Annotated in this window: 24 protein-coding genes and 1 pseudogene; 16 read left to right on the top strand and 9 right to left on the bottom strand. The window is 53.3% G+C overall.

The genetic code is table 11. From position 1 onward, the window contains the following. Window positions 1–72: 72 nt before the first annotated feature. The gene (locus GN241_16345; protein ID XAT58793.1) at window positions 73–690 is read left to right on the top strand and encodes a DUF1523 family protein; all 618 of its coding nucleotides are present in this window, start codon (window positions 73–75) and stop codon (window positions 688–690) included. A 21-nt stretch (window positions 691–711) separates the two neighbouring features. On the opposite strand, the gene GN241_16340 is transcribed toward GN241_16345, so the two are convergent. Beyond that, window positions 712–1,482, bottom strand: coding sequence for an FCD domain-containing protein (locus GN241_16340; protein XAT58792.1), 771 nt, complete (start codon window positions 1,480–1,482; stop codon window positions 712–714). Between the two features lie 172 nt (window positions 1,483–1,654). Between GN241_16340 and GN241_16335 the strand changes: the two genes are divergently transcribed. Next, window positions 1,655–1,876 carry a hypothetical protein gene (locus tag GN241_16335; protein ID XAT58791.1) on the top strand — a complete coding sequence of 74 codons (222 nt, stop codon included), beginning with the start codon at window positions 1,655–1,657 and terminating at the stop codon, window positions 1,874–1,876. Here GN241_16335 and GN241_16330 read toward each other — a convergent pair. Continuing rightward, window positions 1,873–2,331, bottom strand: coding sequence for a GNAT family N-acetyltransferase (locus tag GN241_16330; GenBank protein XAT58790.1), 459 nt, complete (start codon window positions 2,329–2,331; stop codon window positions 1,873–1,875). The two genes, GN241_16335 and GN241_16330, sit on opposite strands and share 4 nt — an antisense overlap. Window positions 2,332–2,503: 172 nt before the next feature. Here GN241_16330 and smc point away from each other — a divergent pair. After that, window positions 2,504–5,961 (top strand): annotated as a pseudogene (gene smc, locus GN241_16325) (chromosome segregation protein SMC). Window positions 5,962–6,024: 63 nt separating this feature from the next. On the opposite strand, the gene GN241_16320 reads toward smc, so the two are convergent. The 3 genes from GN241_16320 to GN241_16310 are packed head-to-tail and all read right to left on the bottom strand — an operon-like array spanning window position 6,025 to window position 9,136. Beyond that, the gene (locus tag GN241_16320; GenBank protein XAT58789.1) at window positions 6,025–7,227 is read right to left on the bottom strand and encodes a lytic murein transglycosylase; all 1,203 of its coding nucleotides are present in this window, start codon (window positions 7,225–7,227) and stop codon (window positions 6,025–6,027) included. 50 nt (window positions 7,228–7,277) lie between these two features. Next, window positions 7,278–8,180: a cobalamin biosynthesis protein CobD gene (gene cobD, locus GN241_16315; GenBank protein ID XAT58788.1), complete on the bottom strand. Its 903-nt coding sequence runs from the start codon at window positions 8,178–8,180 to the stop codon at window positions 7,278–7,280. After that, window positions 8,180–9,136, bottom strand: a complete 957-nt coding sequence (locus GN241_16310) for an aminotransferase class I/II-fold pyridoxal phosphate-dependent enzyme (protein ID XAT58787.1) — start codon at window positions 9,134–9,136, stop codon at window positions 8,180–8,182. The genes cobD and GN241_16310 overlap by 1 nt, the downstream gene beginning before the upstream one ends. Window positions 9,137–9,300: 164 nt before the next feature. Between GN241_16310 and GN241_16305 the strand changes: the two genes are divergently transcribed. After that, the gene (locus GN241_16305) at window positions 9,301–9,663 is read left to right on the top strand and encodes a response regulator (GenBank protein ID XAT58786.1); all 363 of its coding nucleotides are present in this window, start codon (window positions 9,301–9,303) and stop codon (window positions 9,661–9,663) included. Between the two features lie 117 nt (window positions 9,664–9,780). Here the strand turns inward: GN241_16305 and GN241_16300 are convergent, their stop codons facing one another. Then, window positions 9,781–9,966 carry a hypothetical protein gene (locus GN241_16300; GenBank protein XAT58785.1) on the bottom strand — a complete coding sequence of 62 codons (186 nt, stop codon included), beginning with the start codon at window positions 9,964–9,966 and terminating at the stop codon, window positions 9,781–9,783. Window positions 9,967–10,143: 177 nt separating this feature from the next. On the opposite strand from GN241_16300, the gene GN241_16295 reads away from it, so the two are divergent. Further along, window positions 10,144–10,488 carry a hypothetical protein gene (locus tag GN241_16295; protein XAT58784.1) on the top strand — a complete coding sequence of 115 codons (345 nt, stop codon included), beginning with the start codon at window positions 10,144–10,146 and terminating at the stop codon, window positions 10,486–10,488. A 3-nt stretch (window positions 10,489–10,491) separates the two neighbouring features. On the opposite strand, the gene GN241_16290 is transcribed toward GN241_16295, so the two are convergent. After that, complete coding sequence (locus GN241_16290; protein XAT58783.1) at window positions 10,492–11,664, bottom strand: putative C-S lyase; 1,173 nt, start codon at window positions 11,662–11,664, stop codon at window positions 10,492–10,494. Between the two features lie 95 nt (window positions 11,665–11,759). On the opposite strand from GN241_16290, the gene GN241_16285 reads away from it, so the two are divergent. Genes GN241_16285 through GN241_16275 form a run of 3 tightly spaced genes read left to right on the top strand, consistent with a single transcriptional unit; the run spans window position 11,760 to window position 13,698 of the window. After that, window positions 11,760–12,287 (top strand): peptide deformylase, encoded by a 528-nt coding sequence (locus tag GN241_16285; GenBank protein XAT58782.1) that lies wholly within the window; start codon window positions 11,760–11,762, stop codon window positions 12,285–12,287. Between the two features lie 2 nt (window positions 12,288–12,289). Next, complete coding sequence (gene def, locus GN241_16280) at window positions 12,290–12,784, top strand: peptide deformylase (protein ID XAT58781.1); 495 nt, start codon at window positions 12,290–12,292, stop codon at window positions 12,782–12,784. Continuing rightward, window positions 12,781–13,698, top strand: a complete 918-nt coding sequence (locus GN241_16275; GenBank protein ID XAT58780.1) for a methionyl-tRNA formyltransferase — start codon at window positions 12,781–12,783, stop codon at window positions 13,696–13,698. The genes def and GN241_16275 overlap by 4 nt, the downstream gene beginning before the upstream one ends. A gap of 3 nt (window positions 13,699–13,701) precedes the next feature. Here the strand turns inward: GN241_16275 and GN241_16270 are convergent, their stop codons facing one another. After that, complete coding sequence (locus GN241_16270) at window positions 13,702–13,878, bottom strand: DUF1674 domain-containing protein (protein XAT58779.1); 177 nt, start codon at window positions 13,876–13,878, stop codon at window positions 13,702–13,704. 66 nt (window positions 13,879–13,944) lie between these two features. Between GN241_16270 and GN241_16265 the strand changes: the two genes are divergently transcribed. The 8 genes from GN241_16265 to GN241_16230 all read left to right on the top strand — a co-directional run bounded on the left by GN241_16265 (window position 13,945) and on the right by GN241_16230 (window position 23,366). After that, entirely contained in the window at window positions 13,945–15,222 is a 1,278-nt protein-coding gene (locus GN241_16265; GenBank protein XAT58778.1) for a 16S rRNA methyltransferase, read from the top strand. Window positions 15,223–15,304: 82 nt separating this feature from the next. Then, a complete protein-coding gene (locus GN241_16260) occupies window positions 15,305–17,056 on the top strand; it encodes a heparinase (GenBank protein XAT58777.1) in 1,752 nt (583 codons plus the stop codon). A 15-nt stretch (window positions 17,057–17,071) separates the two neighbouring features. Continuing rightward, a complete protein-coding gene (gene purH / locus GN241_16255; GenBank protein XAT58776.1) occupies window positions 17,072–18,661 on the top strand; it encodes a bifunctional phosphoribosylaminoimidazolecarboxamide formyltransferase/IMP cyclohydrolase in 1,590 nt (529 codons plus the stop codon). A gap of 2 nt (window positions 18,662–18,663) precedes the next feature. Next, window positions 18,664–19,161 (top strand): signal peptidase II, encoded by a 498-nt coding sequence (locus GN241_16250; GenBank protein ID XAT58775.1) that lies wholly within the window; start codon window positions 18,664–18,666, stop codon window positions 19,159–19,161. A gap of 36 nt (window positions 19,162–19,197) precedes the next feature. Further along, the gene (locus GN241_16245) at window positions 19,198–19,563 is read left to right on the top strand and encodes a DUF3035 domain-containing protein (GenBank protein XAT59327.1); all 366 of its coding nucleotides are present in this window, start codon (window positions 19,198–19,200) and stop codon (window positions 19,561–19,563) included. Window positions 19,564–19,665: 102 nt separating this feature from the next. Beyond that, entirely contained in the window at window positions 19,666–21,009 is a 1,344-nt protein-coding gene (locus GN241_16240) for an insulinase family protein (GenBank protein ID XAT58774.1), read from the top strand. Beyond that, window positions 21,006–22,307 carry an insulinase family protein gene (locus GN241_16235; GenBank protein XAT58773.1) on the top strand — a complete coding sequence of 434 codons (1,302 nt, stop codon included), beginning with the start codon at window positions 21,006–21,008 and terminating at the stop codon, window positions 22,305–22,307. The genes GN241_16240 and GN241_16235 overlap by 4 nt, the downstream gene beginning before the upstream one ends. A gap of 237 nt (window positions 22,308–22,544) precedes the next feature. Continuing rightward, window positions 22,545–23,366 carry a (S)-ureidoglycine aminohydrolase gene (locus GN241_16230; GenBank protein ID XAT58772.1) on the top strand — a complete coding sequence of 274 codons (822 nt, stop codon included), beginning with the start codon at window positions 22,545–22,547 and terminating at the stop codon, window positions 23,364–23,366. Between the two features lie 128 nt (window positions 23,367–23,494). Here GN241_16230 and GN241_16225 read toward each other — a convergent pair whose 3' ends face one another. Further along, the gene (locus GN241_16225) at window positions 23,495–25,156 is read right to left on the bottom strand and encodes a DNA polymerase Y family protein (GenBank protein ID XAT58771.1); all 1,662 of its coding nucleotides are present in this window, start codon (window positions 25,154–25,156) and stop codon (window positions 23,495–23,497) included. Window positions 25,157–25,289 lie beyond the last annotated feature (133 nt).

Genomic DNA, 25,289 nt, shown 5'->3' with positions numbered 1-25,289 from the left:
GGTTGCTATAGGGGTGCATTTTTAAAGGTTTGGGCTTAGATTAAACCCTTCAGTATTTTTTAGGCGGTGCATATGCGGTTTTTGGTAAGAAGTTTTCAGGCAATTTTGGTAATGATCGGCATCGGGGTCTTGCATTATACGCTGCCCCAAAATGATGTTGTTCGTATAAATGACACCTATGAAAAGCGGATTGATTTTGGCCGTACGGGGCTATTTTGGGCGCGCCATAGTGGCGAGGATGGCCGCCCGCAATCGAACCGGGATGTGTTTTTTATAGAGAGTTTTGATGCGCAGGATCGACCGATCGTGTTTCGCAATGAGGATACTGGATGGGGTTGGCCGTTTTATTTCAAATTTGACACGTCAAATTTGCAGGCTGAGGCGTCAAATCTGCGCAGTGCAAAATCAAGCGCGCAGGTGCAATGGGTGAAAATCCGGCATTATGGCTGGCGCAATACGTTTTTGTCTATCTATCCAAATGCGGTGTCCCTTAAACCGGTATCTGGCCCGGGTGAAACATCATTTCCATGGTTCAATACCGTTTTTTTGACGCTTCTGGGATTGGCTTTTTGGGCTCTTCGGGTGCGGTGGCTTCGGTTTTATGCCCGCCGCTTATCTTCCATTTTTTACGCGGTAGACGAGCGGCTTTCGAATTTTTGGGCTTGGGTGTGCAGCTTTCGAAAAACATAATCAAACCGGCGGGCTTTATGCTTATCCACGCTCTTGTTCATGCTCATAGCGCTGTTGCGCAATCGTTTCATTGCGCTCTGATATTTTTAAATCTTGCAGGGCAGTTTCGATATATTCCATATGAACCTCAACCGCGGCGCGCGAGGCCTTGGGGTCACGAGCCTGCAACGCGGTATTGATCGCGCGATGTTGCTCTAAGATTTCGCCGCGCGTGACGCGTCGCTTGAACATCATTTGGCGGTTGTAAAACACGCCTTCTTGCAACAGGTCATACATGGACCGCATCATATGCAGCATAATAACATTATGGCTGGCCTCGATGATCGATAGGTGAAATTCGGCATCGAGTCGAGCTTCATCGGTTGGGTTCCGTTTGTGATGCGCCGCCTGCATTTTATCAAAAATGGTTTGGATCACGCGCAAATCCGTATCAGAGGCGAATTTGGCGGCGCGCTCTGCGGCCAACCCCTCAAGATCACGGCGAAAACCAATATAATCAAACACGGCTTCTTCATGGCTGCTGAACAGGCTGACAAGGGCTGGTGAAAACGAGTTGCCCAGCACATTTGCGATATAAATGCCTGCGCCAGCTTTTGACGTGAGCAAGCCGCGCTCTTGCAAGTGCGCAATGGCTTCACGCAGCGATGGCCGTGAAACTGCAAAACGCTCGGATAATTCGCGCTCGGAGGGCAATCGTTCGCCTGGACGCAAAATGCCGCGCAGGATCAACTGCTCAATTTGGCGGGTCACAGCATGGGACAGCTTTTCAGAAGTTACCTTTTGAAATGGCAAAATGCATCCTCTATCCGGGTGTTTGTCTAGTGTAGCGCCTTATATATGCCATTTTTTTCTGCAAGCAAATGTCAGATTTAATTTAGTTATAAGTGTTGTTTTGTTTAAATATTGGTGCGTTTTTCTTATTTTTTTAATGTCTTGTGATGATGGAACCTATGCGTTTCAGGGTATGCCTACGCAGACCGTGCGCCATAAGAATATGGAATTTGATATTCGAGTGCGCGGGCAAATGATCGAGGCGCTGCGTCTTAACTCAATGGGTTTTCCCTCTACAAGGCAGGTCAGGCCGATTGCTTTGCAGGCGATGCGCCAGGTGGTGGGCTGCGAGGATGTGGCCATCATCTGGGCCGATCCTTCGGTTGCTTTGGGGTTTCATGCCTGTGATGTTTAAGGCAGTATTTTTTGCATAAAAACCGAGCTGCTTTGCCTTTCGTAATCCCCAAATGGCCCGCAAAGCGTGAATCCTGCTTGCGTGTAGAGGCGCTGGGCATGCGAAAGCAAATCGCCGGTTTCCAGCATCAATTTTGGCAGCTTAAGTTGTCGCGCTTGGGCTTCAAGCCGGTCAAGTATCGCTTTGGCGACGCCAGCCCTGCGGGCTTTGGGATCGGTAAACATCGATTTTATCTCACCATAATCTGGCCTGATAGCCAGCGCGCCGCAGCCGATATAGCGCCCTTTCTGGCGGGCGGCAAAGAACCGAATATAAGGTGAGCGCAACTCTTCAATTGATAAAAAGTGATTTTCATCGCTTGCGAAAAGCTCCTGCATTAAGGCATGGCTTTGCTGTAGCAATTGGGTGATTTCAGGGTGCCGGGGATCCGCGATGGCGATGGAGATTGGCGTCATTGCTTGACTATAAACCCTGTCTTGGCCAGAGCGCCAGCCCCTATGGTGTGGATGTCAATTCTACGATATCTAGACATTAACCAAAGTAAGCATACGAGATACAGTGGTGATCTGTTGACTCTGCTCTGCGTCAAAGGCACGCTTTAGACCAGAGAATCAAAGGCGGGTGCGGGTGCGTTTTTCCAAACTGCGACTGACAGGTTTCAAAAGTTTTGTTGATCCAACTGAATTGTTGATTTCAGATGGGTTGACTGGTGTTGTGGGCCCAAACGGGTGCGGTAAATCAAATTTGCTTGAAGCGTTGCGCTGGGTGATGGGTGAAAACCGCCCCACGGCGATGCGCGGCGGCGGTATGAATGATGTGATTTTCGCGGGAGCTGCCACGCGCCCGGCGCGCAATTTTGCCGAAGTTACGTTACAGTTGGACAATGCTGAACGCTTAGCTCCCGCCGCGTTCAACGAGGTGGATGTGTTGGATGTTGTGCGCCGCATCACGCGCGATGCGGGCAGCGCCTATAAGGTGTCGGGAAAAGACGTACGGGCCCGCGACGTGCAAATGCTGTTTGCCGATGCCTCAACAGGGGCCCATTCTCCAGCGCTGGTGCGACAAGGGCAAATTGCCGAATTGATCAACGCTAAGCCCAAAAACCGCCGCCGTGTGTTAGAAGAGGCGGCGGGCATTTCCGGATTATATCAGCGCCGCCATGAAGCCGAGCTGAAGCTGAATGCTGCGGAAAGCAATTTGGGGCGGGTGGATGATGTGCTTGAGCAGCTTGCCAGTCAATTGGCGCAGCTGGCCCGGCAGGCCAAACATGCGGCGCGCTATCGCGCGATTGCGAAAGATTTGCGCAGCGCAGAAGGTTTGTTGTTGTTTCGGCGCTGGAAAGAAGCCGATGAGCTGTGCCAGAGCACAGCCCAAGCTTTGCAGGCGCAAATATTGGCGGCCTCGAAAGCGGAAGGTATGGCGCGCAGCAATGGTCAGTTGAGATCGGAAGCTGAAGAAGCCTTGCCGCCAGTGCGCGAGGAAGAAGCGATTGCGGCGGCTTTGCTGCAGAGGTTGCAAGTTCAGCGCGAGACATTGAGCGCGCAAGAAAGTGACGCGCAGCAAAAGATCGAGACGCTGGGTGGCCGTTCGCTACAGCTGGCTCAAGACATCACCCGCGAAGAGGCTCTTAATCGTGATGCATCGGAGATGATTGATCGTTTAGAGTGGGAAACGGAAGAATTGTCGAAAGCGGCCTTGGGCCAAGACGATAAATTGTCGACTGCGACGCAAGAGGCGCAGGATGCCTCTGCTGTGTTGCAAGAGCGGGAAACAGATCTTTCGCAATTAACCGAAGATGTGGCCCGTTTGTCGGCGCGCCACCAATCTGCGCATCGTTTGTTGCAAGACAGCGAGAAAACCCTTCAGCGCAGTCGTGATGAGGCTGAAAAAGCCAAACAGGCTTTGCAGCATTCTGAGCAACAGGCGGTTGAGGCGGCCGAGGCGTTTGACGTTGATCAAAGCCTGGCCGCGCAGGCGCAGGCGCAAGCAGAGCAATGTGAGCAGGCGCTTGAACGGGTCGAAACGGCGCGCTCTGACACGCAGGCGCGCGAGGCCGAGGCGCGTGCCCAACGATCGCGTGCAGAGGGTGAATACACGGCATTAGAAGCTGAAGTGACCGCTCTGGCCAAGCTTTTGGCGCGCGGTTCTCAAGAGGGCGGGCAGTTGCTTGATCGCTTGCAGGTGGAACAAGGGTTTGAAAAAGCCCTTGGAGCGGCTTTGGCAGATGATTTAAGGGCGGCCGAGGTTGAGGGTGAAGATGCCCTGTCAGGATGGCGGTTCTTGCCCGATTACCCCGTTGCACAACCGCTGCCCAACGGCATAACCCCCTTAAGTAATCATGTCTCTACGCCCGATGCGTTGGGGCGGCGGATGACGCAGATCGGTTTGGTGGATGGGGATGAGGGCGCGCGCTTGCAAGCGGCTTTGCAGCCCGGCCAACGTTTGGTCAGTTTGGAAGGGGACCTATGGCGCTGGGATGGCTATTGTATCTGGGCAGAAGATGCGTCATCGACTGCGGCGCTGCATCTTGAGCAAGTGAACAGGTTGGAAGAGCTCAAGCAGAAAATGGCTCAGACAGAGGCCGAATTGCACGCCGCGCGCGCGGCCCATGATCTGTTATCGGGGGAGCTTACCGAGTGGGCAGGTAAAGACCAGCGCGCGCGCGAAGCGCGCCGGCAAGCAGATCGCGAGGTGATTGAAAAAAATCGCGCGCTCAGCAATTCCGAAGCCAAGCTAAATTTGGCAAAAGGCCGGGTGGAAAATCTGACATTGGCCGTTGCGCGCCATGCAGAGGAAAGCTTAGGCGCTGAGGCGCAACGCGCCGAGGCGCAGATGGCGGTTGACGCATTAGAAGATATCCAATCGTTGAAAGACCGCGTTGAAGATATCAAGCTCACCGTGGAAGCGGCGCGCATTACCATGTTGTCGAAGCGCTCAGAACAAGATGAGTTGCGCCGCGCTGGCGAAGCGCGGATTCGCCGTAAACAACAGGTCACCAAAGAGCTTAGCGGGTGGCGATTGCGGCTTGAAACCGCCGATCAAAGACGGGTTGAGTTGCTGGAACGCAAATCGCAGACAGAGGCAGATTTGGCAGAGGCGGCGCTGGTGCCCGATGCTTTGGCACGCAAACGGGAAGAGCTGAGCAGCGCCATTGCGCAGGCTGAAACGCGGCGCAAAGCTGCGGGCGATAATTTGGCAACGGGCGAAGCGGCTTTGCGCAACGCAATTGCGCAAGAGCGGGATTCCGAACGGGCCGCGTCCGAGGCGCGGGAGGCGCGTGCCGGCGCCGAGGCGCGTGCAGAGGCCGCGCAAGAAACCAAAGCGGCCGCCGCGCAGCGCATCGAGGATGAGTTGCAAACCACCCCTCAAGAATTGCTGAACTCTTTATCAACGGATGCGGATCGCATGCCGCATGCGGATGAAATAGAAGCGGAAGTGAATCGGTTGAAACGCCAACGCGAAGCGTTGGGGGCCGTGAACCTGCGCGCAGAAGAAGATGCCAAAGAGGTTGAGAGCGAGCATAAAAGCTTAAGCGAAGAAAAAGCCGATTTGGAAGCAGCGATTCACACGCTGCGCAATGGCATCGCGGGCTTGAATCGCGAGGGGCGCGAGCGGCTTTTGACCGCGTTTGAGCAGGTGAACAGCAATTTTGGGCTTTTGTTTAAGCACTTATTTGGCGGCGGCGAGGCCAATTTGGTTTTGGTGGAAAGCGATGACCCGCTTGAGGCAGGGCTGGAGATTATGTGCCAACCCCCGGGAAAAAACTGAGCACCTTGTCTTTATTGTCGGGCGGAGAGCAAACGCTCACTGCGATGGCGCTCATTTTTGCCGTTTTCTTGGCCAATCCTGCGCCGATCTGCGTGCTTGATGAGGTGGATGCCCCGCTTGATGATGCCAATGTCACGCGCTTCTGTGATCTGTTAGATGAAATGTGCCGCCGCACAGATACGCGGTTTTTAATCATCACGCATCACGCGGTCACCATGGCGCGGATGGATCGTTTATTTGGCGTCACAATGCAGGAACAAGGGGTCAGCCAGTTGGTGTCGGTGGATTTGAAAAAAGCCGAAAGCTTGGTGGCGTAAGCGTCCCAACGGTTATTTTACCGGTTTTTGCAACGGGCTTGAGGGGCTTGAGTTTGCCATGACTTAAAGCGCGTTTAACAGCGCCCATGTTGGCCAAGCATCTGCAGGCAGCCCCAACCCGCTTTGAACCTCTTGCACGGCGCGGCGCGTTTGAGCGCCCAGAATGCCATCAAGTTTGCCGACATCATAGCCCAGATCGCGCAGAGCGCTTTGCAAGCTTTTCATTTCCGCTCTGTTCAACCCGGGATCTTCAAGTTCGAACCCATAGCGCGGGCTTCCTTCGAGCAAGGTGGCAAAATAAGCAGCCGTGGTCACGTACACAAAGCTTTGGTTCCATTCGAAATACACATGAAAATTCGGATAAGCGATAAAGGCGGGTCCAAACCGGCCTTGGGGCAAAATAATGGAGCTTTCCAGATCAGCTGGATAGAGCGGCTGGTTGGCCCCTTGGACCCCCAAAGCCGCCCAGTTGGACACTGGTTTTTGGGAATCCAGCCCGGTCAGGCTCCAATCCATATCAAAGGGTAAAATCACCTCTTGCAGCCAAGGCTGCGCAGCTCTCCAGCCCATATTTGACAACATTTTGGCGCCAGACATCAAAGCATCGGCAGGCGAGGATCTCAGATCAACAAGCCCATCCCCATCCCCATCAACGCCATTGTCCAAAATATCTTGGGGCAGCATTTGCACCATGCCGATTTCGCCCGCCCAAGCCCCTTGCGTTGTTTCTGGGTTAAACTCATCCCTTAAAAACAGCTCTAATGCGGCAAAGATTTGCGGCCGAAATAGCTCTGGTCGCCGGCAATCATGAGCCAAGGTGACCAAAGCATTGCGCGTATTATAATTGCCCTGAAACGCGCCGAAATCGGTTTCAAAGGCCCAAAATGCCAATAAAACTCCTGGGGGAATGCCGTAGAGATCTTCAATCTGATCAAAAATATACTTATGTGTCGTCGCATTTTTTTGTCCATGTGCCATCCTGTGATCGCTGATTAATTTTCCAGAGAATTCGATAAAGGGCAGCTGGAAAATGGCCTGTGCCCGATCGGCTTTTAGCACCTTTGGACTGTGTTCAACCGTTTGAAAAAATTCATTGACCTGCGCGACTGGCGCCCCTTTGGTTTGCGCTTCGCGCTTTAATTGCGCAACAAAATCGGCAAAATCACCACCACAGGATTGTGCATATATTGGGCTGCTAAAGAGCAGAGGCAGGCTGAGTATCGCAGCGCTTGCAAGGCGGGTAAATGTCCAATTGATAAAGCGCATTACGGCCTCCTTTTCCCTCGCGGATTGATCCCTGATTAACGGAAAGTTGCTTACAAGATTGCACTTATCACCACCAACGCCAAGAGCGCGGCCCAGCTTTTCCAAAGAATATCAACCGAGCGTTCAATTTCATAAGCATCCGGATGGCGGCTGCCGTTTGGATGGATCCAGGCAAAATCTGTTAGGCGCCCGTGATAGCTGCGGGGGCCGGCCAAGGCCACGTTGAGCGCCAATGCCATTGCAGCTTCGGGCCAACCGGCGTTTGGAGAGGCATGGGTTTTGGCATTCTCTGATAGTTTTCTCAGGCCGCTCCAATGCCCAGAGACCAGCAATATAATCGCGGCGCTGAGCCGTGCGGGAATAAAATTCAGCACGTCATCAAAGCGCGCTGCGGCCCATCCAAATTCTTGCAGCTCTTTGGTTTTATATCCGATCATACTATCGGCCGTGTTGGTGAATTTATACAGTAACATTCCGGGAAGCCCGCCGATTAAAAAGTAAAACGCCGGTGCCACCACCCCATCTGAGAAATTCTCAGCTCCGGATTCAATTCCGGCCCTGGAAATTTGGGCAATGTTCATCTGCGAGGTATCGCGCCCCACGATCCTGCTGATCGCATTGCGGCCTTGGGTCAGGGAAAGACGCAGGCCTTTGGCCACCGCGATCACATGTTGAACCAAGGATTTATGCGCAAGCAAGCTGGCGGCAATCAACGTCTCAAAGATTGGGCCCAGGAGGCTGAGTAGAAAGCCAAGGCCAATTGCGATACTGAGCCCAAGCAAAAGAAGAGCAATGCCTTTTTGTTTGCGATTGGCACCGGAGTTAAGGCGTTTTGTGCCGGCAGAAATAAAATTGCCCATCAAAATGGCCGGATGACGCACCCGCGACCACAGCCACTCCGGCTCGCCAAGAACTGCATCAAGGATCAGCGCAAAAAACAAAAGCCAAGCCATTATGACAGTGCCTTTTCGATCCGCGCCCAGTGGGATTGGGCCGGTAGGCCCAGCCGCAGAAAGCTTTTAGAATAGGGAAAGATGCGGCTCCAAATATGGTGCTGCCCAAGCTTGGCTTGCCAGGCCTTGGCATCGCGCAGCTCATAGAGGCGAAACAGGCTACAGCCTCCGCGCAATTTCGCGCCTTTGGCGAGCATCAATTTGTCTAGCCGGGCGGCGTCTGCCTGCAGGCGCCTGCGGGTGTTCTGAGCCCAGGTTGGATCAGACAGCGCTGCAGCTCCCATGCGTAAGGCTGGCCCAGACACGGCCCAGGGTCCGAGCCGGTTTTCGAGCTGTTCTAAAACGGGATCGGATCCTATTGCAAAGCCCAAGCGCAGCCCAGCAAGGCCCCAAAACTTGCCAAAGCTTTTTAAGATTATGCGCCCGGGGTTTCCCGCTTCAGCGATCAAACTGTCTTGCGGGGTTACGTCGCAAAAGCTTTCATCAATGATGCAAATAGGCCGCGTTAACTCTTTCGCGCGCCACAATCGGCCATCGGGGTTATTTGGATGCACCACGACCTGCGCCGCCTGGGCGCTATCGGAAACGCGCCATCCGGCGGCGGTAAAGGCGGCTTGATGCTCATTATAGGTTGGGTGCGCGATCGCCACTTGGCTGGGTGGCAGCAAACTGGGCAAGGCCGCGATCGCCGCGGATGCGCCCGCGGTGGCAACCACATGCGCGGTGTTTGGAATCGACCAAAATTCGCGTGCGGCCGCGATCAGGTTATTATGGGCGGATGTACTGGGTAATCTTTGAAAATCATCTGCTGAAAAAGGTATAACAGGATAAGGCACGGGGTTAATCCCGGTTGACAAATCGATCCAATCTTCTGGCAGCCCCCCATAAAGCGCGCAAGCGGTTTCAAGCTGTCCGCCATGATCCCTTGGCTGTGTTTTTCCTGTTGAGTCAAACATATTTCATCCGTCTTTATGCGCAGCACGAGAAGTCTATTCGGCGATTGGTTTCAAGTTCTTTCAAAATGATTAACATTTTATGCGATCATTAACCTTTTGTTATCACTTTTTGCGTTGATAATCGATCAATTCCTTTCTTTTTCTGGTGTCGGTGCGGGGGTCTTATGAGGGTGCTTATTGTTGAAAGTCATTTTGAATTGGGGTGTCTTTGGGAGCGCGCCCTGCAGCGCAGCGGTGCGGATGTATGTTTTGCACGATCACAACCTGAGGCGGTCAAAGCGCTAATGCAAGATGATTTTGACATTATAGTTTTAGATCTGGTGCTGAAAAACGGCAGCGCTTTCGCCATTTCAGATTTTGCCAATTATCGCCGACCTAAAGCGCGTGTGGTTTTTGTGACCAATACAAGTTTCTTTTCGGATGGCTCGATTTTTCAGCATTGTTCGAACGCTTGCGCCTATTTGCAAAGCGAAACGCCGCCAGATGATCTAGTGGCGATGGTCGAGCATTATGCAGAGCGCGCATAGAAAAGTGGCGCGGCTTGGCGGGGTTTGGCGGGTATCCCCCGGCTGTTTGTCAAAGCCCTCGCTCGGCCGGTATTGGCGGGCTGTTTTTCTAGATAAGCTGCGATTCGCTGTGGTATTTTACAGGCGCAGAGCCTGTGCAATTTCATCAAGAGTTAGCCGCATACATTTTTTTAAAATGATATTTTGTTGTATTTGCGCCATAGTTACCCGGCACGTTTCACACTTACCTTTAAAAGCAAATTTTTTAACCGTGGCGGGAATTTGGCGCAATAAAACGAGAGTTGGCGTGGCACCTGCAGGCATCCACAAGATCTTGTAGGCTTCCACAATGGAGCTGGGGGTCTCTTGCGCGGCGTCGTAAAGCCTAAGCGATTTTTCTAATCGGCAGAAGCGTTTGGCATTTGGAAACTATTGATACGCCGGGATCTTGAAAATTTGCGGCTCTGCGCCAGAATTTCCGAAACAATATGGGAAGAGCCGATGAGCACATTTTTATCGCGAGACGTACAGCAGGGCCTTGATCGGGCACGGGCGGATGAATTGAAGCGTAAAAGCCGTTTTCGGGTTCAGTTTGACGGTGAGATTTATCCCATCTTGAAGCTTTGGGAGACAGGCTTTGTCATCTCTGCCGAGGGAGCGCCGCCTATGCGTGGCTTGGTTGATGTGTTTAACGGCGCGACACATGTCTATCAATGTTTGATTGTTGCCTCGCAAGAAGAGCACGGCGAAGTCCATTTCGAATTTAAACGGAACACGGTGGCGTTAGATCGCCCGCCTTTGGATTTTGAGCAACGTCACGATGCCCCCGTGGCTTTGCTGAACTGAGCTTTACTGCAAGTCGCTAAAGGCGGTTTGTAATCGCCTGACGGCCTCTTCGATTTGTTGTTTGGGAAGGGCTAAGTTGAATCTTAAAAAATAATCGCCGCCAGTGCCGAACGTGGCCCCGTGATTGGCCGCAATTTTAGCGCCTTTCTCGACGCGGGTAGAAATTTCTTGCGGTGTCATGCCGGTATCTGTGAAATCTATCCAAGATAGATAGGTGGCTTCAAGCTGCATCGCCTTGGCGCCAGGAATCGCGTTTAGCCCCGTTTCAAATATGGCCCGGTTTTCATTTAAATAGCGCATTAAACCATCAATCCATAAAGCCCCGTCAGGGCTATAGGCTGCTGTGGCCATCACGATGCCAAAACTATTTGGGCTGAGCGCGAGCGCGCGCATTCTCGCCCCAAATCTTGCCCGCAAATTGCGATCCTCGATAATCACATTGCCGGTGTGGCATCCTGCAATATTAAACGATTTCGTGGTCGCGGTCATCATCACCAGCCGGTCGCGGATACTGGCATCGACCAAGGGCATCGCGATATGCTTGTTACCCGGATAGATCAGATCATGGTGGATTTCATCCGATACAATAATAAGGTCATGGCGTTTTGCAAAATCGGCAATGCCTTGTAATTCGGCTTTGCTCCAAACCCGGCCTCCGGGGTTTTGCGGCGAGCATAGAACCAGCATTTTCTCTGTTCCAGTAAGCAGGCTGTCATACCGTTCGAAATCAAATTCATAGCGGCCTTGGTTATTTACCATTGGGCATTCTGTAATCGCTCGGCCACTGGCTTTTATAATCCGGTAAAAGCTGTGATAGACAGGGGAGAAAAGAACCACGCTATCGCTGGCCTCGGTAAAGCTTTCAACGCACATTGCGATGCCATTGCCCAAGCCATGGGTGGTGAAAATCCAATCGGGGTTAACCTGCCAGTTATGGCGGGTCTCCATCCACCAACAGATTGCCTTGTGATAGTGATCAAGCGCGCCATAATAGCCGTAAATACCGTGAGCGGCCATGTCTTGCACGGCCTGCTGCACGCAAGCGGGGGGACGGAAATCGCCATCGGCAACCCACATGGCCAACCCATCTGTTGGCGAAACGCCGTATTTGGCCTCCATATTATCCCATTTGTCACAGTTTGAACCGCGCCGGTCTATCTGCTCGTCAAAATGCATCCAACTCTCCCAAAAGTGCGGTATCAACCCTATCGTATTGCGGCTTTTGCGCAAGAGCCGTTGCAACCGCTTTGGGTTTGTCTTACAGCACGCGCATGATCAGACCTATTCTTTTTCACCCCGATCCACGCTTGAAAAAAGCCTGCTCCGATGTTGTGGATATTACGGATGCGGTGCGAGGCTTGGCAGAGGATATGTTGGAAACGATGTATGATGCGCCTGGCATTGGCTTGGCCGCGCCGCAAATCGGCGTGTTAGAGCGGATTGTGGTTTTGGATTGCGTCAAAGAAGACGGCGCGGCGCCAGATCCAAAAATTATGATAAACCCGCAGATTATTGCCCAATCGGACGAGACAAATATATATGAAGAAGGGTGTTTATCGATCCCCGAACATTTTGCCGAAGTGACGCGGCCCAGGGAAGTTGAAGTGCTCTGGTTTGACCAAAATGGGGCGGAGCATAAAGCGGGGTTTGACGGTCTTTGGGCCACCTGCATTCAGCATGAAATTGATCATTTGAATGGCAAGCTTTTTATCGATTATTTAGGCGCGATCAAACGTCAGATGATCACGCGTAAAATGCAGAAATATAAGCGTGAGATCGCGCGCGGCAAGGCCGAATAAGCATGGGTGTGCGGCGCTGTTTGGCTTGGCCCGATCCGCGCCTGCGGCGACCTGCCGAGGCTATTTCAGAGATCACAGAAGATATTCATGCCCTTTGGATAGATATGATCGATACAATGGAGGCCATGCCTGGGGTCGGTTTGGCGGCGCCGCAAATTGGCAAAATGCTGCGCCTGGCTGTGATTGACGCCTCAGAGGCGCGCGGGCAAGCCATTTGTATGGCAAATCCGCAAGTGCTTCATGCGTCGGTCGAGCTGCGCAGCCATGAAGAGGCCAGCCCGAATTTACCAGGGGTTAGCGCGCAGATTAAACGACCACGTGCAATCACCGCGCGCTTTTTAGATTCACAAGGTGCCCTGCAGACTAAAGATTTCGTTGGCTTATGGGCCACCTCTTTGCAGCATCAAATAGATCATTTGAATGGAAAAATGTATTTTGACCATCTGTCGAAAACGCGGCGCGATATGTTGCTTCGCAAAGCAAGGAAACTGTCATGAGGTTGATTTTTATGGGCAGCCCGGCGTTTTCCGTACCGGTCTTAGAGGCGTTGGTTGCCGCAGGGCATGAGATCGTTGCGGTGTATACACAGCCGCCCAGGCCGGCAGGGCGGGGCAAAAAACAACGCCCTTGTGCTGTGCATGCGCGCGCGCTTGCGTTAACGCTTGACGTGCGTCATCCGGCCTCGTTGAAACAGGCTGAGGAGCAAGCTGCTTTTTCTGCGTTGCGGGCGGATGCGGCGGTGGTGGTGGCTTATGGGCTGTTGCTGCCGCAAGCGCTGCTGGATGCGCCAACGCATGGATGTTTGAATATTCACGCCTCTTTATTGCCGCGTTGGCGCGGAGCCGCGCCGATCCATCGGGCAATTATGGCGGGTGATCGCGAGACCGGCATCTGCATTATGCAAATGGAAGCTGGCCTCGATACCGGGCCGGTTTTATATCGAGAAACGATTTCAATCGCGTCAGATGAGACAACCGCCGCGCTGCAGGAACGTTTATCTGATCTTGGCGCACGGGCAATTGTGCAGAGTTTGCAGGATTTGTCTCAGTTGCAAGCACGGCCACAATCTTCAATTGGCGTTTGCTACGCGCATAAAATTGACAAAAGCGAAGCGCAGATTGATTGGTCTTTGCCGGCAGAAATTTTGGATCGCCAAATCCGCGGCTTATCGCCCTTTCCGGGTGCTTGGGCAATGCTGCGCGGTGAGCGTGTGAAGTTTTTAGGATCTGCGCTGATGTCAGCTGAGCCGCCATTGGCCGCTGCGGGCACTGTTCTTGATGATGATCTTGGCATTGCATGTGGGTCTGGTGCGCTGCGGATTACGCGGCTGCAGAGGGCTGGGAAATCTGCGCAATCATCCGCTGATTTTTTGCGCGGAACGCCAGTTATTGCCGGTGAGCAGCTGGTCTAGAGCCTAAAAATCGACCGCCAAGCCTTTTTTCTCCCAATCTCCATAGCGTACGGGTTCCGGCCCATCGCGTCCACCCAGCTCTTTTGGAAGAGGGGTGCTTTTGGCGGCTTGGCGGCGCGCTTCGGCTTCGGCCAAGGCACGGATCGCGGCGGCGGGCAGATCTTCGCGGTCTTGAGTCACTCGGGGCTTTCCTCTTTGTGGTGAGATAGATATACGCTCGGCTCTGACAAAAGCAAGGATGTGACGATGGTAAAACCTCACCTTTCGCCAAGGGCGGCCGCCGTGCAGCTGCTGAATGGGGTCTTGCTTGAGGGCAAATTGATTGCAGAATTACTTGCCGAAAATATATTAGCGCCGCTGGCGCCTGAGGCGCGCGCGCGCGCGCAGCGCTTGGCGCTGGAGACGCTGCGCGGGCTAGAGCGCGCCGACCGTTTGCTGGCCAAACATATCCGCAAAAACCCGCCGCTTGGCGTGCGTAATATCCTGCGTCTGGCGGTTGTCGAGCTCTGCCGAGGGGGCGATGCGCATGGGATCGTGAATGAAGCCGTTGCGCTTGCGGGCTACAGCAAACGCACAGCCTCGTTTAAAGGTTTGATAAATGCGGTGTTGCGCAAATTGGCGCAAACTGGCCAGGAAGATTGGCAGAAGTTGCGCGTGCCGCGGCTGCCCTCTTGGCTGCGTCAGCCTTTGGTTGAGGCCTATGGGGCCTCGGCGATGGGGGCAATTGAACAGGCGCATTTCAAGCCGGTTCCGATCGATATAACGCTGAAAGATCCCGCGCGCGCTGCCGATTGGGCCGCGCAGTTGAATGGCACTGTGTTGCCAGGTGGCAGCATCCGCCTTAGCGCAGAGGGGGCGCTGACCGCCCGCCCCGGATTTGCCAGTGGAGATTGGTGGGTGCAAGATGCAGCTGCGGCTCTGCCAGTGCGGTTGCTTGGCGATTTATCGGGTCAAAAGGCTTTGGATCTTTGCGCCGCTCCGGGGGGTAAAACCATGCAGCTTAGCGCTGCTGGCGCCAGCACCACGGCGCTTGATATTTCGCAATCCCGATTGCAGCGCTTGCATGAAAATTTAGACAGAACGGGTCTAATGGCTGATGTCATTGTGGCGGATGCACGGGCGCATGGGACTACCGGTTATGATGTGGTTGTGTTGGACGCGCCATGTTCTGCCACCGGAACCATCCGGCGCCATCCTGATCTGCCCTTCGCCAAAGATGGGGCACAGTTTTCAGCGCTTTTTGATCTTCAGGCGCAATTATTGGACCACGCTTTGGAGCGCATGGCGGCACATGGGCGGTTGGTTTATTGCACGTGTTCGCTGCTGCCGGATGAGGGTGAAGCGCAGATCGAGAACGCGTTACAAAAGCATTCGGGCCTGCGCGTGGATCACAGCGCATTGGACAAGGATTTTATCGCACAAGAATGGCGGGTTGCAGAATTAGGGCTGCGGTTGCGACCCGATTTTTGGGTAGAGCATGGCGGTATGGATGGCTTTTTCATCACAGTGTTGCGCTGGGCGTAACATGCGGATTTGCCGCGTGACTTGTCAGAGCGCGTTTTCTATGCTGCACATGGGCCAATGCAAGCGCCAAGGGGCATAGAATATGGCGGCGTCTGACAATTTTTCTTCACGCTATAGGCGTTTGGTCGACAGGCTAACCGCACGCTGGATTGGCCTAAGATCATTTCCAGTGACCGACTTAATTGAGGTCGAACCACGTTCGATTGGCAGCCCCGAATTGGGCCGGCAAATTCTGTCGGGTCAATTTGTTTTGCAGGGTCATCAGGTGGATTTGCAGCAAAATGCTTTGTGGGATCTGAGCCTGTCTGACCAGGCGGCGATCTTGGATCTTCATGGATCGGTTTGGCTGGATCATTTGGCAGCATTGGGAGGCCGTAAAAGCGGGGCGACGGCGCAGGCGTGGGTGGATCTGTGGATCGATCGCTTTGGGCGCGGCGGTGGCCCTGGATGGCGGGCCGATATCGCCGGTCGGCGGGTTTTGCGTTGGTTACATCACAGCGTGATGCTGCTTGATGGCGCGGATCCAAGCCGACGGGCGGATTTTTTAGAGGCTCTTGCCAAGCAAGCTGTGTTCATCTCGAAAAGATGGCCCTCTGTATCGCCGGGTTTGCCGCGCTTTGAAGCCTTGGCGGGTTTGATTTCCGCAGCGCTTGCGATCAAGTTTTTGCACCCTTTGGTGGCGCCGGCAACGCGGGCTTTGGCGCATGAATGCCGCGTTCAAATTGACGCCACCGGCAGTATTTTTTCGCGCAATCCCGAAGAGCTTTTGGATATTTTTTCACTTTTAAGCTGGACGGCAGCGGCGTTGCGCGCCGCCGGTTGGACCCCCGCCGATTTGCACTTGGATGCGATTCAACGGATCGCTCCGACATTGCGTATGCTGCGCCATAAAGACGGCGGATTGGCTCGCTTCCATGGCGGTGGCCGCGGATTTTCGGGGCGGCTTGATCAAGCCTTGGCAGCCTCGGGCAGCCGGGGGTTTCCCCAGAGCGGTTTGGCAATGGGCTTTGCCCGGTTAAGCGCGGGCGGCAGCAGCGTGTTGATCGATGCCGGGGCCTTGCCGCAGGGGCGGGCTTCGATCAACGCGCATGCCTCAAGTTTGGCCTTCGAGCTCACTTCTGGGCGCCATCCGGTGATCGTGAATTGCGGGTCGGGGCGGCGCTTTGGCGAAGATTGGCGTAGAATTGGGCGCGGCACCGCATCGCATTCTACCCTTGTTATCGAAGATTTTGTCAGCGCTGAACTGGGCCCGCGTTTATGGTTTTCCGGCCAGCGCCGCGATGCTTTGGTAAATGGGCCGTCTGAATTTCCAAGCGCGTTATCAATATCGACAGCAGGGCAAAAATTTGAAGGTGGCCATAATGGGTTTCTCGCAAAAACAGGCCTAACCCATGCCCGAACGCTCACTTTATCGCCAGATGGGGATTTGCTCAGTGGTGAAGAGGTTTTGATCGCGGTTACTGCGCGCGATAAGTTGCTGTTTGAGCAATCTATGCGGCGCCAAGGCTTGCAAGGGTTTTCCTGCAAGCTTCGGTTTCATTTGCATCCCGATATTGTTGTCAGAATCCATCCCACGGGAGGGCAGGCGGTGCTGATATTGCCAAATTCTGAAACCTGGTCTTTAAGCACTGACGCGACGGTTAAGCTGGCTTTGGAAAGCAGCGTGTATCTTGAGCGCCAGGCTTTACAGCCGCGGGCCACAAAACAGGTGGTTTTATCTCAGAGCGCAATAAGCTATGCGACACGCATCAAATGGGTTCTTACCAGAACCCGCCCCCCTGAACAATTAAGGCGTGAGCGCGAACGTGAGATGCGTTACGCCATCCAGACATAAAGTGGAAAAATATATATGACCGATTTGTTTCCCGTTCGCCGCGCTTTGATTTCCGTTTCTGATAAAACCGGCTTGGTTGAGCTTGCGCATGTTTTGGCGGCTAGCGGTATCGAACTCCTTTCAACCGGCGGCAGCGCAAAAGCGTTGCGGGATGCGGGGCTTGAGGTGCGGGATGTCGCAGAGGTGACAGGGTTTCCCGAGATGATGGATGGCCGGGTGAAAACTTTGCATCCAAATGTGCATGGCGGGTTGCTGGCATTGCGCGATAATGCGGATCATGTTGCGGCGATGCAAGCGCATGGGATCGGCGGGATTGATTTATTGATTGTCAATTTATACCCGTTTGAAGAAACCGTTGCTGGGGGCGGTGATTACGCGACCTGCGTTGAGAATATCGATATTGGGGGTCCAGCCATGATCCGGGCTGCCGCTAAGAACCATGGCTTTGTGACAACCGTGGTGGATGTGCAGGATTATGAGGCGCTTTTGGCTGAGTTGGACGCGCAAGATGGACAAACATCCCATACGTTTCGCCAAAAAATGGCGCAACGGGCCTATGCACATACGGCCGGATATGACGCCGCAGTCTCCACTTGGATGGCACGGGCTTTGGGAGAACCGGCGCCAAGCCGCCACAGCCTATCGGGCCGTTTGGCGCAAAGGTTGCGGTATGGTGAAAACCCGCATCAATCGGCCAGCTTTTACGTGGATGGCAGCGGCAGGCCGGGCGTTGCAAGCGCAATCCAGCATCAAGGGAAAGAATTATCCTATAATAATATTAATGACACGGATGCGGCTTTCGAATTGGTGAGCGAGTTTGCGCCTGAAGACGGGGCCGCTTGCGCCATTATCAAACATGCCAACCCCTGCGGTGTGGCGCGTGGTGCTGATTTAAGCGCCGCTTATCGGGCTGCTTTTGATTGTGATCGGACCAGTGCATTTGGTGGTATCGTGGCGTTTAACCAAGCTTTGGATGCGCGCACTGCGCAAGAAATAACCGGTATTTTCACTGAAGTGGTGATCGCGCCAGATGCGACGGCGGAAGCGAAGGAGATCTTTGCCGCCAAGAAAAATCTTAGGCTTTTGACAACGGGCGCCTTGGCAGATCCGGCAACCGCCGCGCAGCTTATTCGGCAAGTGTCAGGGGGGTTCTTATTGCAAGACAAAGACAATGGGTTGCGTCTGCAACAGGATCTATCGGTGGTCACCAAACGTGCGCCGAGTGAACAGGAAATGGTGGATCTTCTGTTCGCGTGGAAAGTTGCCAAACATGTGAAGTCAAACGCGATCGTCTATGTGAAAGAGGGCGCAACGGTTGGCGTGGGTGCAGGGCAGATGAGCCGGGTTGACAGCTGCCGTATTGCCGCGCGCAAAGCGCAGGATATGGCCGAGCTGCTCGGGTTAGAAGCGCCTTTAACGCAAGGCTCGGTTGTGGCCTCTGATGCCTTTTTTCCTTTTGCAGATGGGTTGCTAACCGCTGCAGAGGCGGGTGCAACGGCGGTTATACAACCTGGCGGATCCATGCGCGATGAGGATGTGATTGCAGCGGCTGATGCGGCCGGATTGGCGATGGTGTTTACCGGCATGCGGCATTTTAGGCATTGAACATGACTAAGCTCATGGCTCTCACAGCCGTTATAGGTTTTGCGGTTGATCAGATCAGCAAGCTCTATGTGGTGTTTTTGCTTGACCTCATAAACCTGCAAGAGATTGATGTTTTCGCGCCCTTTTTGAATTTACGAATGGCCTGGAATTATGGGGTTAATTTTGGTCTGTTTTCGGGCCAATCTGAGATTCAAAGAATTGTGCTGATTTTGATTGCGCTGGGGATTTCTGCCGTCGTAGCGTTCTGGGCTATCCGGCATGGCAGCGGGCGGTTAACGCCAGTGGCGGCGGGGCTTTTAATTGGCGGCGCGCTTGGCAATGCCCTAGACCGGATGATCTATGGTGCAGTAGTCGATTTTTTAAACATGTCGTGTTGCGGTATCGAAAACCCTTTTGTTTTCAACCTCGCAGATGTGGCGATTTTTCTGGGTGCCATCGGGCTGATGTTTGCGCCGCAACCGCAAGATCCGACTATAGCCGATCGTAATAAAAACGGATAAAAGACAAGAGGAGTGGATTAGATGAGGGTGATAGAAATGTTTCGGGTGGCGGGTGTTGCGGGTGTGATCGGTTTTGTGCTGATGGGCTGTAGTTCGAGCGGTTCGATATCCGATCAATACGGGGCGGTCAGTATTGAACCGATAGAGGCAGGTTTGGCACCAAACAAACCCCTCGAGCAGCCCAGCAATTTGGATGCGCTGCCGGAGCCCACGCCAGGGGGAAGCAATCTCGGTGATCCAGAGCCGCGCCCTGTTATCGAGGCTGCAGCGCAGGAGCAGGAAGTAGAAGCCAAGACGTATAAACCCGGCGAGCCGCGCCCAATATCTGAATTGATGGATGCTTTGAACGCAGGTCTTAAAGATATGGAGCAGCGGATAAATGACAGGTTGAGTTCGAATTAAAGCGGCTCAGAGATAGGCTCCGTTTTGATTTCAAAACATTGTGTTCTGCCTTGCCTATTGCAACCTGACGCTTATCTGTTTCACAAAGATTAGGAGAAAGTGATGTCTCATTTCAGGCGTGGCTGGCTAGCTCTGTTATGCGTTTTGGTGCCGTTTGCGGTGGGCGCTCAAGCCGAAAAAGTCAGCAATTTCAGGCTAGAAAACGGTTTAGATGTGGTGGTGATCGAGGATCATCGCGCGCCGGTGGTGGTGCATATGCTGTGGTATCGCGCGGGCTCTGCTGATGAGATATTAGGCTCATCCGGCGTGGCGCATTTTCTCGAACATCTCTTGTTTAAAAAAACCAACCTTTTGGCCTCAGGAGAGTTTTCGCGGATCGTTGCGGAAAATGGCGGTAGTGATAATGCCTTCACCAGCGCCGATTATACCGCTTATTTTCAACGCGTGGCCAGTGACCGTTTGCCGCTTATGATGCAGCTAGAAGCAGATCGCATGGTGAATTTGCAGCTTGATGAAGCCGATATTATTACCGAGCGTGATGTGATTATTGAAGAGCGGAACCAGCGCACTGAAAGCAGCCCCGGCGCTTTGTTTTCCGAGCAGCGCATGGCAGCACAATATATGCAGCATCCCTATGGCAGGCCGATCATTGGCTGGAGGCATGAAATGGAAGGTTTGGGCCTACAAGACGCGCTGACTTATTATCGGCAGTTTTATGCGCCCAACAATGCCGTTTTGATTGTGGCCGGCGATGTTGATCCCACCCGCGTGAAACAACTTGCGCAAGACACTTATGGAAAAATTGCGCCGAACCGCGATTTGAAAAACCGCCAGAGGGTGACAGAACCCCCTCAAACGGCCGCGCGGCGGCTGGTTTTTTACGATCAGAGGGTGGCGCAGCCTTATGTCATTCGGACCTATCTTGCGCCAGAACGCAACAGTGGTGCCCAACGCTCTGCGGCGGCACTTAAACTGTTAAGCGATCTTCTGGGGGGTGGCCAAACGTCATGGTTTAGTCAAAGGCTGCAATTTGAAACTCAAACGGCCGTCTACACCAGCGCCTTTTTTGGTGGCACCTCTTTGGATCAAACCACTTTTGGGTTGGTGATTGTGCCCTCTGAGGGGGTTGGTTTGCAAGAGGCTGAAGCTGCTTTGGACAAAGCGATTGCCGATTTTATCGATCAGGGTATCGATATAGAACAATTAGAACGCTTGAAAAAACAATTTCGCGCCGCAGAAATTTACGCGCAAGACAGCGTGCAAGGCTTGGCAAATGCCTATGGCCGGGCCTTAACATCCGGTTTAACGCTTGAAGATATCCACGCTTGGCCTGACATCGTCCAATCGATCCAGCCAGATGAAATTTTAGCGGCTGCGCGTGAAGTCTTTGACAAGCGCAAATCTGTCACAGGTTGGTTGTTAAAAGCCGAGGAGACCACGCAATGAGATGCGTTCTGTTTTTTTTAATGGCCGGTTTCGCAACGCTGTGCCAAGCGGCCACGGATATTCAGGTGGTCACATCGCCTAATGGCCATAAAGCATGGTTGGTGGAAGAGCGCGGTATTCCTTTTGTCGCGCTTGAACTGCTGTTTGATGGTGGGGCGTCTATTGAGCCTGCTGAACAGCGCGGGGGCGTCAATCTTATGATGGCGTTGCTTGAGGAAGGTGCCGCCAATATGGATGCGCAGGCTTTCACCAAAGCGAAGGAAAACCTTGCCGCCTCTTTCTCTTATCAAACCTATCCAGATTCAGTTTCGGTTTCGGCGCGGTTTCTAACCGAAAGCCAAGATCAATCTGTGGGTCTTTTGCGTCAAACATTGCTGGAGCCACGGTTTGATATAGATGCGATAGAGCGGGTGCGGGCGCAGATTATTGCGGGGTTAAAATCTGATGCCAAAGACCCGGCTGAAATCGCACGGGCAGCGTTTAATCAAGAGGCCTTTGGACTTTCGCACCCTTATGGAAGCGATTTAAGCGGGCGCATCAGCACCGTAGAGGCGCTGACTCGCGATCACATTGTGCAGGCGCATCAAAATGCGCTTGTGCTGGATCGGATCCGCATTTCTGCTGTTGGCGATATTGGAGCAGAGGATTTGGGGCGGCTGCTGGATGCGCTGCTTAAAGATATACCGGCCCAAAGCGCTTGGCCTTTGCCAAAAGATGCCGAGTTTTCGCTGGCAACGGGTGTTGAAATTGTTCCCTTCCCAACCCCACAATCGGTTGCGCTGTTCGGGCATCTGGGCCTAGATCGCGATCACCCTGATTTTTTTGCGGCTTACATTCTCAATCACATCTTTGGTGGCAGCGGGTTTGAAAGCCGTTTGATGCAGGCGTTGCGCGAAGAGCGCGGATTAACCTATGGGGTGTCCACGTATTTGGCGTCTCGGAAATATGCAGATTTATTACTCGGCCAGTTTGCATCTGCCAATGACCGCATGGCCGAAGCAGTGGATATCTTGCGCGAGGAATGGGATGAAATCGCCCGTAATGGTATTTCTGAAACAGAGCTGCAATTGGCGCAGACCTATCTTACAGGCGCCTATCCGTTGCGTTTTGATGGCAATGCGCAGATCGCTCAAATTTTGGTTGGCATGCAACAACAGGGGTTGCAACCGAGCTATTTGCAAAACCGCAATAAAAAGGTGATGGCAGTGACGTTGCAGCAGGCAAACCGCGTTGCCAAAGAATTGTTTCGCCCGGAATTATTGCGCATGTTCATTGTCGGTGAACCGGAAGACCTTTAGCCGGTAAAGGGTTCAAAGGCAGGCTATATAAACGGTGATCTGCGATTGCCATGCGTCTTTGTGCAATTGAAATTTGTCGCCTTGCGTCAGAATACGTTGTGATTTTGAAGCGTATCATCATAAAAGGTCGCAGATTGCTGCGTGAAACAGGCTGGATCTTGAGATAGGCTCTGGGTTAGACAGGTCATGGTTTACAATGGTTTTCAGGCCTGATTGCAGCGCGTATAAGGAATAAAAATGGTATCTCCCTCATATTATAAACCTTCGGGTGGGCTTGCGCCGCAAAGCCAGTTGATCACTGGGCGCGCTGTTTTTAACACGTCTTATGCCGTGATCCCTGGCGGAACCAACAGCGATATTGTCACCAGTTTTCTACCCTTTTGGACGGGTATGCGGATGTGGGTTTTGGCGCGGCCTCTTTCTGGGTTTGCGGAAACATTCAGCCAATCGATTGTTGAGTTAACCCCCGGGGGCGGCAGCGAGCGGCCGGAAACGGATGCCAGTGCTCAGGCGGTGCTTTTCGTTGTATCGGGCAGCATCACCTTGAGCCTATCTGGCGATACGCATGTTTTGTCTCCAGGCGGTTACGCTTATATTCCGGCAGGCTCTGAATGGTCGTTGGTGAATGCGGAAGCAGAGGCTGCGGTTTTCCATTGGATCAGAAAAACCTATCAAGCTGTCGAGGGGTTAGAGGCGCCAGAGGCGTTTGTCTGTAATGAGGCAGATTTTGCGCCGATAGAAATGCCCGGCACGAATGGCGCTTGGGCCACCACGCGGTTTGTTGACCCGGCAGATATGCGCCATGATATGCATGTTAATATTGTCACGCTGCAGGCGGGCGCGGTGATCCCGTTTGCCGAAACCCATGTTATGGAACATGGGCTATACGTTTTAGAAGGCAAAGGCGTATACCGCCTGAATCAGGATTGGGTGGAAGTAGAGGCAGGTGATTTTCTGTGGCTGCGCGCGTTTTGCCCACAGGCCTGTTATGCTGGGGGGCCGGGTCCGTTTCGGTATTTGCTCTATAAGGATGTGAATCGGCAAATGCCGTTATCATAAGAAGGGTGTGCCGGATGTAAGCTGTTGTGTTTTGCGCTTTTTTCTTTGTAAAACACGCAAATTTTAAGGCATAGCCACCTATCCGGTGCCACTATGTTCTTATTTTTATCCCCGATATTTAAAGCGATTTACGTAAAGCTGCCTTGGCAATACCACCCTGCATTGCGGGCGCCACCATGGGCAAAAAACACCCAGAGCTGATCACCCTCTGCGCAGTTGATACGCCAGTAATCTCGCACGCCACTGCGCCAATTTGGATCATCCAGCCACCATTCTGGCGCAATCCGCTCTGGTCCCTGTTGCATCGCTGTGGTTAAAACCCGGTTTCGCCAGCGGAAGCTTGGTGGCACATCGGGTATTTGTTTGGCGCTTACCGGTTCTGGTGGCCATAACAGTTTTGGCCTTGGGCGATCCGGCCTCGGCCAATCCGGCGCTGGTTTTGACCAAGCTGCGGCAAAGACCACAGCTGTTTTCTCGGCAATATGGCTTTCTGCAGGATGCAGGCGGGTTACGTGATCTAAGCCGATCCGCGTTCCCAGCCGCCCAATCAGATCGCTGAGATCGGTGTCAGCCCCTGTGGGCGTGGCGCTGTGATGCGTCTGTTGTAGGGGCGCTGGGGTGGTGCGGAGCGTGATGGGTTCGGTTTGGCTGGCCTCAAGCCGTAACATATCAATGCCAAACCCCATATCAATCGTCTCAAGTTTAAGCAGAAGAAGCGGGCGGATACGCTCGATTGTATGGCCCGCTTGTGCCAATTGAACCCGAATATAAGAAAGAGTTTGATCGGTTTGAAATACTTGTAAGTCAATTTGCCGTGCGCCTTGTCCAGCGGCGCGTAGTTTGTCGCAAAGCCGCGGTAAAAGGCGATCTAAGGCGGCGCGTAAATCTTCAGCCAGACCAATCGGCTCTGGCAAGCTCATGCGCACGCCAAAATGGGGTGGTTTGCGCTGGGCGGATAGGGGTTCAGGAACGCGCCCTAAAGCTTGATCCAATCGCAGCATAAGTTCTTTGCCAAAGCGGCGCGCCAAAGCGGCGCGGGGTTGCCCGCTTAGATCACCGATTTGGCGCAAACCCACGCGGTGCAGATTATGGATTGTAGAGCTTTCTAGGCGCAGCGCGGCCACAGGTAAGGCCGCTAAGGCGCTATGGCTGCCCCCAAGAGGGGCGATTTGCGCTTTTGGTTGTGGATTGCCTGTTGGTACCAGCGCTTGCGCCTGCCTTCGCGGCTGTGAAAAGCGCTGCTTGGGTAATTTTACGCGCGTGGCTCTGGCCTCTTGAGTGAGGGCATCCACATTACGATCCGATTGGTCATGGCTTGGGTGATAATGCGCCAAAGCCCAAGCCGCGCCTATCGTATCGGCCAAACCAAGGCGGGTACTCAGCTGAAAATCTTCGCATTCGCTTGCAATCTGTTTTACAAAGCCATCCTCGCCGCCAAAAAGATGCGCGCAGCCTGTGATATCCATGCAGAGGCCATCATCGGCAGCGGTGGTGACCCAAGGGCTAAATTTTTCCGCCCAGCGGCATAAAGCCAATAAAAATTGGCGTTCGCCGGGTAGGTTGCGCATGCGGGTGATCAGTTTGGGGCAGAGTGCTTGGGCATCGCGCAAAGATTGACCAGGGTGTAATCCAGCAAGGCTGGCGCTGTGTGAAAGCGAAGAGAGCCGCTGTGCCTGCCCGCTCTCTTGCAGGATCGCAAAGGGTAAATCAGCCAGATCATTTTCTAAGCGTAAGAAACGCTCGGCCCCCAATCTGGGAAACCAAAGGGATAAGAAACGGCGCTGTGTCATAGGACGGGTACATTAATTTAGTTCACCTTTTGTTCTATATCGGAGATCTGTGGGATGAGTCGAGTCTGTCTTTATGGCATTTTTATAAAATCATACTGAGGGTTTATTTTTTCCAGTTTGGTTCTATCGAAAA

The organism is Rhodobacteraceae bacterium IMCC1335 (genome assembly GCA_039640495.1).
Taxonomy (GTDB): domain Bacteria; phylum Pseudomonadota; class Alphaproteobacteria; order Rhodobacterales; family Rhodobacteraceae; genus Thalassovivens.
This window is presented reverse-complemented; position numbering and strand designations above follow the sequence as displayed.